The sequence below is a fragment of the Lysobacter sp. A421 genome (assembly GCF_054052145.1).
Window position 1 is genome coordinate 240,219 of record NZ_JBSVRL010000002.1, and the last position, 12,674, is coordinate 252,892.

The following is a 12,674-nucleotide window of genomic DNA, read 5'->3' on the forward strand; positions in this document are numbered from 1 at the left end:
CATGTACCGAGGACTATTGATCACCGCCCTGCTGTCATGCGTCTGCATGGGAGTGGCGGCACCGGCCCAGGCCAGCGAGGTCGCCTTCAGCGGCGTGCTGCCCAACGGCGCGGTGTATACGGGCAACGTGGAGAGCATGCGTGAGGGCCGGTTCCGCAACGTGGTCCGGCAACAGACCGACTACAGCTGTGGTGCCTCCGCGCTGGCGACCATCCTGCGCTACGCCTACAACCTGGATGCGGACGAGAAGACCGTGATCCAGGGAATGCTGGGGGTATCGGATGCGGAGTTGGTGGCCCAACGCGGGTTCTCGCTGCTGGACATCAAGCACTACGTGGAATCGCTTGGGATGCGCGGTCGCGGCTACCGGGTCACCGAGGCGCGGTTGCGCACGTTGCGGGTCCCCGGACTGGTGTTGATGGATGTGCGTGGCTTCCGCCATTTCGTGGTGCTCAAGCAGGTGGTCGATGGCTATGCCGAGATTGCCGACCCGATCCTCGGCAACCGAAGTGTCCCGATCGAGGAATTCCTGGAGTCGTGGCCCTCGCGAGCGGTATTCGTCGTTATAGGCAGTGACTTCAATCGAAACACCGTGCTGCTGGATCCGGTCAGCCGGCCCAGCGCACGCGCATTGCTTGCCCGGCAAGCGCCAGTCACCGATGCGGAGTTGCTGGATTTTGGTTTCACCCATGCGGATCTATTCTGAAGGAGCGCAATCATGCGCATTCGCCCAATTCATCTTCTGGTCGCCGCCTTCCTGGCCTGCCTGCCAGCGGTCCCGGTCATCGCTGCGCAGGACGCCGGGCAGGCAACCCCTGGGCCGGCCGCTGCGCCTGGACTGACAGCCATCCCCGACCCCGAACTGGCCCTCATGCGCGGTCGCTATACCGTTGGCGACAACGCAGTGGCGTGGTTTGGGGTGTCGATGATCTCCACCTGGCAGACCGCGTCCGGTCAGACCCTGCAAAGTACGTTGGCGTTGGGTATGGACTTCAGTCAGTCACAAACTCCGACGATCTCTTTCACCCCGACGGTCAGCATCACCGCGGCGGATGCCGCGATGCCGGAGACCAGTGGGGTGGTGCGTAGCGTTGATGCCTCCGGGCTTGCCAACGTGTCGGGCATGACCCAAAGCGTGCAGGTTGCCGGTGATGGCAACCGCGCCAACAACATCACCCAGCTGAATGTCCGTGACGGGTCCGCACCGGCGGGCGCGGCGACCGGCATCGGTGCCAATGCGGCCCAGAACCAGGGCAATGCGTTGGCGAGCGCCAGCTTCCAGGACAACTCGGCCAGCGTGCTGCTGGCCATCGACGGCCAGGGCGCGGTGCGGCAGTGGATCGGCAATGGCGGTCTCGGCCAGTCCATCCAGTTGACTGCGGACAACCAGCAGGTCAGCAACCAGTTGCAGATCGACCTGGTACGGCAGTCGCTCGCCGCCAACGTGCAGCTTTCACAGAACGTGGCCCAGGCGATCAACCTGACCCGCGGCATCCCTGGCGGTTACTAGGCGTAGGCGGAGCCGATTCATGAGCACGGATGGCAGCTTGGACACCGAGGGAACCTGGCCGATGAAGATGATCACCGCCGCCATGGCTGGCGCCTTGATGTCGGGCGTGCCGGGCCTGGCGCTTGCCCAGCAGGCCCAAACCGCGCCGGATGCGCAGGACACGCCAGCTGTTGCCACAGACGTCACTGCCGCTGATCAGGCCGATGTCCAGGCGTTGCTGGCCGAGTTGGAGTTGCTGAAAAACAGCTACGCGCAGGAGGTTCGTCGCCTGCGCGAGTTGGACATGCAGGTCCAGGCCCTGCAATCGCGCGTGCAGGGCAAGACCATGCCCGCGCAGACCTCCGCGCCAGTGGCCAGCCGGAACCAGGCTGCACCGGCGACCGCAGCCCAGGCCGCTGCCACCCCGGTGCAAGCACCCGCGCCGTCGGCGGAAGGCTACGCCAGTACGGCCGCCGAGGCCAAGCAGGCGCAGCAGGCCCCGACCCGCAGCGTGCAGGACGTCAAGCAACAACAAGCGGCGTTGTTCAACCGCAGATTGACGCTGGAGAACAGTGTTTCCTACAACCGCTACGACCGCAAGCAACTGACCCTCACCGGCTTTCTCGCGCTGGACGCGATCTTCCTGGGCAATATCGCGATCGAGAATGTCGAGTCCGACACGCTGACCTACAATTTCGCCGCCCGGTATGGCGTCAGCCCACGCGTGACCCTCAATCTGGACGTGCCCTATATTGCCCGCAAGACGGTGTACCAGAAGGGCGGTGCAGGTGGGTCGGCAGCGGCGATCGCGCAGGAAGACACCACGGGTCACGGCATCGGCGACATCACCGTCAGCGGCAACTACCGCGTGCATCCGGAGAGCACGAGCTGGCCGGAAACCATCCTCACTCTTGGCGTTACCACCCCCACCGGACGCGAGCCGTACGGGATCTCCTGGAACGTACTGGAGCGCGATGACGACGGCTTCATCCGGTTCGCAGTGCCGGAAGACGAGCCCACCGGCAACGGCGTGTGGCAGACCAATATCGGCATGTCGATGGTCAAGACCGCCGACCCGGCCATCCTGTTCGCGAATTTCGGCTATATCCACTCGTTCAAAAACAGTTTCGACGATCTGGACAACAATCCTGACACCGTCAACCCCGGTGACGTGCAGCTTGGCCGCAGCTTCTACTTTGGCGCCGGCGTTGCGTTCGCCTTCAACGAGCGCACCAGCCTGAGCATTTCGGTGAGCGACAAGCTCAGTGCACGTGCACGCACCCGTTATGACGGTCAGGACTGGCTGAAGATCATCGGCAGCGATGCCAATGCGGCGATGTTCAACCTGGGCGTGACCTACGCGTTGAGCGAGCACACCACCCTGGTCAGCCAGCTTGGTATTGGCTTGACCCCGGACGCGCCGGACTTCAGCCTGTCATTCAAGGTTCCGTACATGCTGTAACCGGTGCCCGGCGGCGCGGCGCTGTTAGCGCAGGTCGCTCAATACCAGTCCGTGCTTCTTGCACAACCGGTACACCGTTACCCGGGACACCTTCAACCGGCGCGCGGCTTCGCTGACGTTGTATCCACTGTCACGCAGGCAGGCCAGGATGGCGTCGCGTTCGGCGCCCTCGCGTGCGCGGTCCAGGAGGTTGTTGCCGGCAGCGGAAGCGCACTTGCCGTGCCCTGCTGGCAAGGCGCCATCCACGTCCGCCACGCCTGCATCCGCCAAGCCCATGTCCTGTGCGGTTATCAGCTCGGTGTCGGCGGTGACGGCGGCGCGCTGAACCCGGTTGAGCAACTCACGTACATGGCCGGGCCAGCCGAAGCTGCGCATCGCCTGGCGCGCCTGCGGCGTGAACGAGCGTGCGCGGCCGGGATATTTGCGCTGGAAATCGTCCAGGAAATGCTGGGCCAGCAGCTCGATGTCGCCGGCCCGGTCGGTCAGATCGGGCATGTGCAGGCGCAGCACATTCAGGCGGTAGAACAGATCGCTGCGAAACCGTCCTTGCGAGACAGCCATGTCCAGGTCGATATTGGTCGCCGCCAGCACCCGTACATCAATCTCGATCGACTGGTGGCTGCCGACACGCTCCAGGTGGCCTTCTTGCAACACCCGCAACAAGTTGGTCTGTGCCTCCAGTGGCAGGTCGCCGATTTCGTCCAGGAATACGGTGCCGCCTTCGGCGAATTCGAACAGCCCGGCCCGTCGCGTGGTAGCGCCGGTGAATGCGCCGCGTTCATGGCCGAACAACTCCGACTGAACCAGATTGGCCGGCAACGCGCCGCAGTTGATCGCAGCGAACGGCTGGGTGCGGCGGCTGGAAAGATCGTGCATGGCCCGCGCGGCGACTTCCTTGCCGGTACCGGTGGCGCCGGTGATCAAGACTGAAAGGTCCACCTGGGCGTACTTGCGGATGCTCAGATGGGCGTCCTGCATGACCGGGCTTTTGCCGATCAACGCATCGATCCCGCGTGCATCGCCGCCGTGCTGGCTGCCGATGGCGATATCCAGTGCATGGATCAGACTGGTCAAATCCACCGGGGTCGTGAACACCTTCACGCAGTGGTCCAACAGGCGTTGTGTCGCGGGGTCTGCGGTCGTCGCGCGTGCGGGCCGGATGGCCATCAGCAACAGGTACGTGTAGTCGGAGGTCAATGGTTCGATCTGCGCCAAGCCGTCGTTACCGGCGCTGCGAAAATCGACCAGTCCGACCACCGTATCGCCGCCACGCATGCCGACCCCGCCGCCATCGGCCAGGTTCGCAATGCGGACTTGCCAACCCGCTGCCGCTAGCGCATCGCGTTCGCGTTGCAGTGGCCGCCCGAACCAGATGACGCATTGCCTGGACAGGTGTGGAATCGCAGCCATGAGACCCCTTCGAAAGCCGGTCGAATCGGATCAGCCCGCCCCGGCCGCGACCAATCGGCTTTCGGTGGCATCGGTCATCCCGCGGCGCCCATGAGTACCCACGCGGTGGTGACGTCGTCATGAAATCGGGCATATGACGACTTCGACCCTTGTCGGAGGGGCCTGTCCGGCGCATGACGACGCCAAAACGACCGGCTACGGCAGTAGCCGGTCATCCCAAGATGCGGGGCAGAAAATACGGCGCTGGGCGTTGGCTATCAACGGTACCAGCAAGGGTATCCGGCCACTTTCTGACCGCCAGTCCAGTGACGACGGGTTGCGGGCCTCGGCGTGGCGGGCTTACGCCTTCGCGTCGTCGGGGTTCTGGTCATGCTCGTGGTGATAGCGCACCGCCGCTTCCACCTCGTGGCGGGAACCCAGGAATACCGGCACCCGCTGGTGCAGACCGGTGGGCTGTACCTCCAGCATCCGCGTCCGTCCGGTGCTGGCGGCGCCGCCGGCCTGCTCGACCAGCATCGCCATTGGATTGGCCTCGTACATCAGCCGCAACTTGCCGCCCTTGGCCGCGCATTTGGCGTCCAGCGGGTAGCTGAAGATGCCGCCGCGGGTCAGCAGGCGGTGCACGTCGGCGACCATGCTGGCGACCCAGCGCATGTTGAAGTCCTTGCCACGCGGACCGGTCTTGCCGGCCAGCAGGTCGGCCACGTAGGCCTGCATCGGCGGCTGCCAATGGCGCTGGTTGGACATGTTGACCGCGAACTCCTGGGTGTCGGCCGGGATCTGCATCCCACGGGTGGTCAGCATGAAGCTGCCGATCTGGCGGTCCAGGGTGAAGGCGTGGGTGCCATGGCCGACGGTCAGCACCAGGGTGGTGTTGGGGCCGTAGGTGCAATAGCCCGCGGCGAGCTGGCTGGTGCCCGGTTGCAGGTAGTGCTCGTCGGCCGGCACGCTCACGCCCTCGGGACAGCGCAGCACCGAGAAGATCGTGCCGACCGAGATGTTCACGTCGATGTTGGAGCTGCCATCTAGCGGGTCGAACAACAGCAGGTAGTTGCCGCGCGGACCGTCCGGCGAGATGTCGGCGATCGGCACGCTGTGGTCCATTTCCTCCGACGCCAGCCCGGCCAGGTGGCCACCCCAGGCGTTGGCTTCCATCAGCACGTCGTTGGCGATCACGTCGAGCTTCTTCTGCGCCTCGCCCTGGATATTCATGCTGGCCTGACCGGGCGTCCCGGCGTCTCCCAGCACGCCGCCCAGCGCCCCTTTTCCAACCTCGATGGAGATACGTTTGCAGGCCCGTGCGACCACTTCGATCAGCAGGCGCAGGTCCGGACCGATGTGACCGGCGCGTTCTTCCTCGATCAGGAAGCGGGTCAGGGAGCGGGGCGAGGAGAAACTGGCAGCGGCGTGGGTCATGGCATCGAGGCGTCAGTGGCAACGGCCCGCATTGTAAGCCGCCCAGCCGGTTGCGACCGGCGGCACGGCGGTTCAGGTCAGGAGTCCAGGGTGTCAACACCGGTCTTGGCGTGTTTAGATCAACTACCCCATTGGTTGGAGTGTCATGCCTACCTACTCGGCGTTATCACTTGCATGTTTGCTCGCCGCCGGCCTGTTGGCAGGCTGCGAGGCCGCGCCGCCTGCGGCCCCACCGCAAGTGGATGCCAGCGCCACGCCGGCGCGCCAGTTGACCGAGTCGGTTGGCAGCGACGAGCAACTCAGCCTGGATGACCGGCTTACCTGTCAGGAAGCCGAGCTGTTCGAGCAACCGCCTTGGGTCCAGGCGGCGTGGCTGGCCCACGGCGTCGCGTTGTCATGCGAAGTCGATCCCGGCACCGCCCCCGAACCGCCGGCGATGCCGACCGCTGACACGACCGACGACGGCCAGCCGCTGCACGCCGCCAGCGCGAGGTGCACCGGTAACGGCAGCCTGCGCCTGTTCGGCTTGCCGGTACTGGCGGTCCGCGTTGCAGCGGTGGGTCAGCCCGGTCAAGGGCTGGAAATCGACTTGCGCGCCAGTGCCGGTGAGCTGGCCGTCGCCGCCGGACAGGCGCTGGGCCTGGTGCTCCCGCCGCGCCCGCCGGCCCCGGGACCTGCTGGCCAGGGTACGGGTGACAAGGAGGCGTACCAGGCAACGGCAGACGACGGCCGCATCTTTTATGTCACGGCGCGACAAACCGGACCGGTCCAGGTGACCCCGGAGCCGACCGGGATCGCGACCTTTGGCTGCCTGCGGCCGGAGTCCGTCATCGAAGCCGCCAACGATACAAACGCCAAGGCGGGGTAATCGGCTCAGACGTCGCCGTCGTCGAGCCAGCCCTCGCCACTCCCCCGTTGGTAGACCTTGTCGCCATCGCGCACCTCGCCGGCGGGGATTGAATCCTGATCGGCCAGTCGCTGGTAGATCGGTGCAAAGTCCGGCCCGGTGGCTTCCATCAGCTGCTCGAAGCCGTCGATCACGAAATAGGTCTTCTGGAAAGTGTCGATGCGGTAGCGGGTGCGCATGATGCGCTCCAGGTCGAAACCGATCCGGTTGGGCGCGTCCGATTGCAGGCAGTGGATCGACTCACCCTTGGAACTGACGATGCCGCTGCCGTAGATCCGCAGCCCGTCCTTCTGCTTGATGAGTCCGAACTCGACCGTGTACCAGTACAGCCGGGTCAGGTTGACCAGCGCATCTGCGCCTATGCCGTGTGCCTTCACGCCGCCACGGCCGTAGGCCTGCATGTAGTCGGCAAACACCGGGTTCATCAGCAGCGGCACATGGCCAAACAGGTCATGGAACAGGTCCGGCTCGGCCAGGTAGTCCATCTGCTCGGGCTTGCGGATCCACCAGGTGACCGGGAAGCGGCGATGGGCGAGGTGCTCGAAGAAGGTCAGTTCGGGCAGCAGGCCCTCCACCCCGATCAATTCCCAGCCGGTGGCCGCGCGCAAGGTCGGGTTGAGGTCGGTGAACCGGGGGATCTGGTCGGGCGTCATTTCCATCGCCGCCAGTGCCGCGATGAACTCGTCGCTGGCCAGTCCGGGCAGGACCTGCTTCTGGCGCTGGAACAATTGTGCCCACACCGCGTGGTCGGTCTCGGTATAGCGATCCCAGGGTTGTTCGACGACGGCGGTGGTATACACCGGCACGTAGCCCTTGTCGGTCATGCCGGATTGTTGGTTGTGGTTGGGCGATTCCATGCATGGCACTCCTGTAACGGGTGGAAACCCGGTGATACACACAACTGTAGCGACAAACCGCCGCAAATGGATTGCGTTGTTGCAGAGGGTGCCCGCTGTATTGCACGATACTTGCGTGTAATAGACCATGAGCGCATATATATGCCAACCGCCACCCTCGACCGTACCGATCTCCTATTGCTGGCGGCGCTGCAACAGGCCGGGCGGCAGACCAATGCCGAGCTGGCGCAGCAGGTCAACCTGTCGCCATCGGCTTGCCTGCGCCGCGTCCAGCGACTGGAGCGCGAGGGGGTGATTGCCGGCTACCGGGCGGTGGTCGGTCCGGAACATATCGGGCTCGGCCTGCAGGCTTTCGTGCGCGTCCAGTTGAGTCGCCACGACACCAAGGCGATCGATGCCTTCGGGGAGTTCGTCAATCAGTGGGACGAGGTGGTCGCCTGTCACGCTTTGACCGGCGACATGGACTACCTGCTGCAAGTCGTGGTGCGCGACCTGGAGCACTTCTCCCATTTCCTTCTGGACCGGCTGCTCAACCAGGCCGGCGTCGATGACGTCAATTCAAGTTTCGTGCTGCGCACGGTCAAGGCGTTCCGGGGGTTGCCGTTGCCAAGTGCCACATCCTGAACGCCGCTGATTCAGGGCTTGGCCCTAGGTGCCAGGCGGCAACTAGCTGCCGCTGTCGGTGATGACCGCGGCACCGTCGCAGTCGGACTTGTCGTCGAACCAGCCTAGTGTGGCCTTGCAGCGGGCAATCGCCTCGGCCTTCGCCGCCGCCGCGGCTCGCGACTTCGCGATCGCGGCATCGACCCGCGCCTGCTTCATCGCCGCCAGCTGCGCGCGGATCTGCGGGATCGCCGCCAGTGCGGCCTGTTCGCCGGCAAGGATCGCGCGGTTACGCTGCGCGAAATCGGCGGCACCGATATCGTTGACCTTGGGACGGATCACCACGTCGGCGCGCGCCAGTTCCTGGGTGCCGAGCTGGCGACCCATGATCGTGACCGACTGTTTGACGATGCCCAGCAGGCTGTCGGGCATGTGGCCGCTGGCCTGGCTGGAGATGTCGACCGCGATCACGAACTCCGCTCCCAGCTGACGTGCGGCGTCGACCGGGACCGGGCTGACCACGCCGCCGTCGACGTAATGCCATTGGCCGATCGCCGCGGGTTCGAACACGCCGGGGATACTGCTGGAGGCGCGCACCGCCTGGCCGGTGTCACCACGCAGGAACACGCTGCGTTTGCCGTCCTCAAGCCGGGTCGCGACCGCGGCGAAAGGTTTGTCAAAGGCGTTGATCGGGCGCTGGTCGACCAGCGTGTTGACGTAATCCTGCAGCAACTGGCCCTTGATCAGGCCGCCCGAGAACAGCCGGACATCGCGGATCTTGCTCTCGTCGAGCGCGACCGCGTGGCGCTGCAACGCGAATGCATCCATGCCGCTGGCGTAGAGCGCGCCCACCATGCTGCCGGCGCTGGTGCCGGCGACCACCTCCGGCTCCAGGCCATTGGCTTCGAGCATCTTGATCACGCCGATATGGGCGAAACCTTTGGCCGCGCCACCACCGAGGGCGAGGCCGATGCGGATGTCGGGCACCACCGGCTCTGGCGCGACGGCATCGGGTGGCGTCGGCCGGGTCTGGCCAAGGCACGCGCTCAACAGCACGGCGATGGGCAGCAACAGCAGCGGGCGCAACCGCGAGGGCGCGTTCGTCGACATGATCAGGCAGTGATGCGGGTGAGCGGAGCGGGGAGCATACCGGTAACGGCTTGAACCACGGATTAGAACCCGCGGTCGCCGCTGATCAGGCCGCCAAGGCCGCCGAGCACCGAGCCTTCGCCCTTGTCGCGGCCGCCACCACCGGGCGCCGCCGCCAGCATCCGTCCGGCCATCCGCGAGAATGGCAACGACTGCAACCAGACCTTGCCCGGCCCGGTCAGGGTCGCCAGGAACATGCCTTCACCGCCGAACAGCATGCTCTTGATGCCACCCACGGCCTTGACGTCCATGTCGACGCTGGAGTGATAGGCCATCACGCAGCCGGTGTCGACGTCGAGCCGTTCGCCGGCCTTGAGGTCGATCTCCATCACGGTGCCGCCGGCGTGCACGAACACCCAGCCGTCGCCCTCGAGCTTCTGCATGATGAAGCCCTCGCCGCCGAACAGCCCGGTCAGGATTTTGCGCTGGAACTGGATCCCGATCCTGACCCCGCGCGCGCCGGCCAGGAAGCTGTCCTTCTGGCAGATCAGCCGGCCGCCATGGTCGGACAGCTTCATCGCCATCACCGTGCCCGGATACGGCGCGGCAAATGCCACCTTGGCCTTGCCCTGGCCGGCGTGGGTGAACACGGTGGTGAACAGGCTCTCGCCGGTGACCACGCGCTTGCCGGCCGACAGCAACTTGTCCATGAACCCGCCGCCACTCTGGCCACCGTGGCTGCCGTCGCCAAACACGGTGTCCATCTGCACCGCAGCGTCCTTGTACATGAGCGAGCCGGCCTCCGCGATCGCACTTTCACCGGGATCCAGCTCGACCTCGACGAACTGCATGTCGCTGCCGACGATGCGGTAGTCGATCTGGTCATCGTGGCCGCGGCCGGAGCCGGTTGATGGCAGTGCCGGCATGCTCGGCGGAGTCCCGGCGGTCACCAGATTCAACTCGGCGACATTGCCGACCGGTTGCCACTGGTCAAACCCTTCGCGCCAACAGAAGTCTTCGGGGTGCTGCTGCGCGTACGCGGATGCCGCGTTGTCGTCGAGCGGGCCGACCCGTGGGCTGTTGCTGCCGGCGCTGAAGTACCAACGGTCCATGGCGAATCCTTGTGTTCTGGTCGGGTGGGAATCCGAGTTTACCCGCCGCTGCGGATGCCACTTCAACCCGGGTAGGCACACGAGCGGCAGCGCGGTTGCTCTATGCTCAACCCGTGTTCGAACTCAGAAGCGTCACCAAATCCCACGGTCGGGTGATTGCGCTCGACCGCGTCGACCTGCGCATTTCCGCCGGCCGCACCACGGCGCTGATCGGTCCCAGCGGCGCCGGCAAGTCGAGCGTGCTGCGGATGCTGATCGGGCTGGACTGGCCCGATGACGGCGAGGTTCGTTTTGATGGCGAGCCGCTGCAGCCGGGGCAGTTGCTGGAACAGCGTCGCCGGATCGGTTACGTGATCCAGGAAGGCGGGTTGTTCCCGCATCTCAGCGCCGCTGCGAACGCCGCGTTGCTGGCGCGCACGCTGGGCTGGTCGACGGCGCGAATCGACGCGCGCATTACGGTGTTGGCCGCTCTGTGTCGGCTGCCGGCCGCTGCGCTGCAACGCTATCCGGCCGAGTTGTCCGGCGGCCAGCGCCAGCGGGTGGGACTGATCCGGGCGTTGATGCTGGACCCGAAAGTGCTGTTGCTGGACGAGCCGCTGGCCGCGCTCGATCCGATCGTCCGCCATGAGCTGCAAGCGCAGATGCGCGAGTTGTTTGCCGAGCTGCGCAAGACCGTGGTGCTGGTCACCCACGATGTTGCCGAGGCGGCGTACCTGGCCGACACCCTGGTGTTGCTGCGCGGCGGGCGTATCGTCCAGCAAGGCCGTGCGCGTGAGCTGCGCGATGCACCAGTCGAGCCGTTCGTGACCGAGTTCATGAGCGCCCAGCGCAGCCTGGAGGAATGCCTGTGAGGGCGCGGCTGGCGATTCTGGCGGCGATTCTGGCGGTCTGCGGGGCCAGCGTGTCGGCGGCGCAGGCCAGGCCGGTGGTGATTGGCTCCAAGGCATTCACCGAATCGGTGATCCTGGGTGAGATCGGCGCCGGCCTGGCGAGCGACGACGGCGTCGTGGTCGAGCACCGACGCCAGCTCGGCGGCACCCGCATCCTGTGGCGGGCGTTGATCGAAGGTGAGGTTGACGCCTACCCCGAATACACCGGGACACTGAAGCAGGAGCTGTTGTTGATGCCCGCCGCGACCACCGACCAGGTGCGCGACGCGCTGGCCGAGCGCGGGTTGGCCATGACCGGGCCGCTGGGCTTCAATAACACCTATGCCCTGGGCATGCGGGCGACACGGGGGGCGGAACTCGGGATCAAGACGATCTCCGACCTGCGCGCATACCCGGCGCTGGTGATCGGCCTGAGCAACGAGTTCATGCAGCGTGCCGATGGCTGGCCCGGTCTGCGACGCGAATACCGGCTGCCACAGCAGCCCGATGGCCTGGACCACGATCTTGCCTACCGCGGCCTCGCCAGCGGCGCGTTGGACGTTACCGATCTGTACAACACCGATGCCGAGATCCCCTACTACCAGTTGTCGGTGCTGGAAGATGACCGCGGCTATTTCCCGCAATACCAGGCGGTATATCTGTACCGCGCCGACCTCGCGCAGCGCGCGCCGGACTGGTTGGAGCAGCTGCGGGGCCTGGCCGGACGAATCGATGCGGCCACCATGCAGCGGCTCAACGCACGGGTGAAGATCGACGGTGAGACCGAAGCGGCGGTCGCGGCGGATTGGCTCGGCGTCGCCGCACCTGAGCAGCGCACTCGCGCATCCCGGGTCTGGCAGCGCACCGGCGAGCATCTCGCGCTGGTCGGCATCTCGCTTGGGTTGGCGTTGCTGGTGGCACTGCCGCTGGGAATACTGGCCGCTCGCAGGCCGCGGCTGGGGCAGGTGATCCTGACCGCGACCGGGCTGCTGCAGACCTTGCCGTCGCTGGCGGTATTCGTGTTCATGATCCCGCTGTTCGGGATCGGTGCCGGGCCCGCGATCGCGGCGCTGTTCCTGTACAGCCTGCTGCCGATCGTCCGCAACACCCACGCCGGGCTGACCGGGATCCCGCGCGAGTTGCGCGAAACCGCCGCCGCGCTCGGGTTGCCGCCGCGAACGCGGTTGCGGCGGGTCGAGTTGCCGCTGGCGTTGGGCACGATTCTGGCCGGCATCAAGATTGCGGCGGTGATCAACGTCGGCACCGCCACCCTGGGCGCGCTGATCGGCGCCGGCGGCTATGGCCAGCCGATCCTGGCCGGCATCCGGCTGGACGACATCGGTCTGATCCTGGAGGGCGCGGTACCGGCGGCATTGCTGGCGCTGGTGGTGCAGGGCGGATTCGAGCTGATCGAGCGCGGACTGACCCCGCGCGGATTGCGGCTGGCCGCGCGGCAGTGA

12 protein-coding genes are annotated in these 12,674 nt (G+C 65.9%); 7 read left to right on the forward strand and 5 right to left on the reverse strand.

Translation table 11 applies throughout. From position 1 onward, the window contains the following. Positions 1–46: 46 nt before the first annotated feature. From ACW7G6_RS06525 to ACW7G6_RS06535, 3 genes are all read left to right on the forward strand, one after another. Positions 47–706 (forward strand): C39 family peptidase, encoded by a 660-nt coding sequence (locus ACW7G6_RS06525; protein WP_456963052.1) that lies wholly within the window; start codon positions 47–49, stop codon positions 704–706. A gap of 12 nt (positions 707–718) precedes the next feature. After that, on the forward strand, positions 719–1,510 hold the full coding sequence (locus ACW7G6_RS06530) for a hypothetical protein (RefSeq protein ID WP_456977897.1): 792 nt from the start codon (positions 719–721) through the stop codon (positions 1,508–1,510). Positions 1,511–1,607: 97 nt separating this feature from the next. After that, complete coding sequence (locus tag ACW7G6_RS06535) at positions 1,608–2,951, forward strand: transporter (protein ID WP_456998132.1); 1,344 nt, start codon at positions 1,608–1,610, stop codon at positions 2,949–2,951. Between the two features lie 24 nt (positions 2,952–2,975). On the opposite strand, the gene ACW7G6_RS06540 is transcribed toward ACW7G6_RS06535, so the two are convergent. After that, positions 2,976–4,361: a sigma-54 interaction domain-containing protein gene (locus tag ACW7G6_RS06540; RefSeq protein WP_456997833.1), complete on the reverse strand. Its 1,386-nt coding sequence runs from the start codon at positions 4,359–4,361 to the stop codon at positions 2,976–2,978. A gap of 339 nt (positions 4,362–4,700) precedes the next feature. Next, positions 4,701–5,777: a class 1 fructose-bisphosphatase gene (locus ACW7G6_RS06545; protein WP_456977899.1), complete on the reverse strand. Its 1,077-nt coding sequence runs from the start codon at positions 5,775–5,777 to the stop codon at positions 4,701–4,703. A gap of 145 nt (positions 5,778–5,922) precedes the next feature. Between ACW7G6_RS06545 and ACW7G6_RS06550 the strand changes: the two genes are divergently transcribed. Beyond that, positions 5,923–6,645, forward strand: a complete 723-nt coding sequence (locus ACW7G6_RS06550; RefSeq protein ID WP_456997834.1) for a hypothetical protein — start codon at positions 5,923–5,925, stop codon at positions 6,643–6,645. Positions 6,646–6,650: 5 nt separating this feature from the next. Here the strand turns inward: ACW7G6_RS06550 and phhA are convergent, their stop codons facing one another. Then, complete coding sequence (gene phhA, locus ACW7G6_RS06555; RefSeq protein WP_456997835.1) at positions 6,651–7,541, reverse strand: phenylalanine 4-monooxygenase; 891 nt, start codon at positions 7,539–7,541, stop codon at positions 6,651–6,653. Positions 7,542–7,682: 141 nt separating this feature from the next. On the opposite strand from phhA, the gene ACW7G6_RS06560 reads away from it, so the two are divergent. Then, positions 7,683–8,165 (forward strand): Lrp/AsnC family transcriptional regulator, encoded by a 483-nt coding sequence (locus ACW7G6_RS06560; RefSeq protein ID WP_456962721.1) that lies wholly within the window; start codon positions 7,683–7,685, stop codon positions 8,163–8,165. 42 nt (positions 8,166–8,207) lie between these two features. Here ACW7G6_RS06560 and ACW7G6_RS06565 read toward each other — a convergent pair whose 3' ends face one another. Together ACW7G6_RS06565 and ACW7G6_RS06570 are read right to left on the reverse strand one after the other, a co-directional pair. After that, positions 8,208–9,254, reverse strand: coding sequence for a patatin-like phospholipase family protein (locus tag ACW7G6_RS06565; protein ID WP_456997836.1), 1,047 nt, complete (start codon positions 9,252–9,254; stop codon positions 8,208–8,210). 62 nt (positions 9,255–9,316) lie between these two features. Further along, complete coding sequence (locus ACW7G6_RS06570) at positions 9,317–10,345, reverse strand: TIGR00266 family protein (RefSeq protein WP_456997837.1); 1,029 nt, start codon at positions 10,343–10,345, stop codon at positions 9,317–9,319. 113 nt (positions 10,346–10,458) lie between these two features. On the opposite strand from ACW7G6_RS06570, the gene ACW7G6_RS06575 reads away from it, so the two are divergent. After that, complete coding sequence (locus tag ACW7G6_RS06575; protein ID WP_456997838.1) at positions 10,459–11,196, forward strand: ATP-binding cassette domain-containing protein; 738 nt, start codon at positions 10,459–10,461, stop codon at positions 11,194–11,196. Beyond that, positions 11,187–12,674, forward strand: a complete 1,488-nt coding sequence (locus ACW7G6_RS06580) for an ABC transporter permease/substrate-binding protein (RefSeq protein WP_456997839.1) — start codon at positions 11,187–11,189, stop codon at positions 12,672–12,674. Before ACW7G6_RS06575 ends, ACW7G6_RS06580 begins: the two co-directional genes overlap by 10 nt.

Excerpts from the sequence above, each read along its gene's own strand:
- ACW7G6_RS06545 (WP_456977899.1), bottom strand. The coding sequence starts at position 5,777 with ATGACCCACGCCGCTGCCAGTTTCTCCTCGCCCCGCTCCCTGACCCGC.
- phhA (WP_456997835.1), bottom strand. The coding sequence starts at position 7,541 with ATGGAATCGCCCAACCACAACCAACAATCCGGCATGACCGACAAGGGC.
- ACW7G6_RS06560 (WP_456962721.1), top strand. The coding sequence starts at position 7,683 with ATGCCAACCGCCACCCTCGACCGTACCGATCTCCTATTGCTGGCGGCG.
- ACW7G6_RS06530 (WP_456977897.1), top strand. The coding sequence starts at position 719 with ATGCGCATTCGCCCAATTCATCTTCTGGTCGCCGCCTTCCTGGCCTGC.
- ACW7G6_RS06535 (WP_456998132.1), top strand. The coding sequence starts at position 1,608 with ATGTCGGGCGTGCCGGGCCTGGCGCTTGCCCAGCAGGCCCAAACCGCG.
- ACW7G6_RS06570 (WP_456997837.1), bottom strand. The coding sequence starts at position 10,345 with ATGGACCGTTGGTACTTCAGCGCCGGCAGCAACAGCCCACGGGTCGGC.
- ACW7G6_RS06580 (WP_456997839.1), top strand. The coding sequence starts at position 11,187 with ATGCCTGTGAGGGCGCGGCTGGCGATTCTGGCGGCGATTCTGGCGGTC.
- ACW7G6_RS06525 (WP_456963052.1), top strand. The coding sequence starts at position 47 with ATGGGAGTGGCGGCACCGGCCCAGGCCAGCGAGGTCGCCTTCAGCGGC.
- ACW7G6_RS06565 (WP_456997836.1), bottom strand. The coding sequence starts at position 9,254 with ATGTCGACGAACGCGCCCTCGCGGTTGCGCCCGCTGCTGTTGCTGCCC.
- ACW7G6_RS06550 (WP_456997834.1), top strand. The coding sequence starts at position 5,923 with ATGCCTACCTACTCGGCGTTATCACTTGCATGTTTGCTCGCCGCCGGC.
- ACW7G6_RS06540 (WP_456997833.1), bottom strand. The coding sequence starts at position 4,361 with ATGGCTGCGATTCCACACCTGTCCAGGCAATGCGTCATCTGGTTCGGG.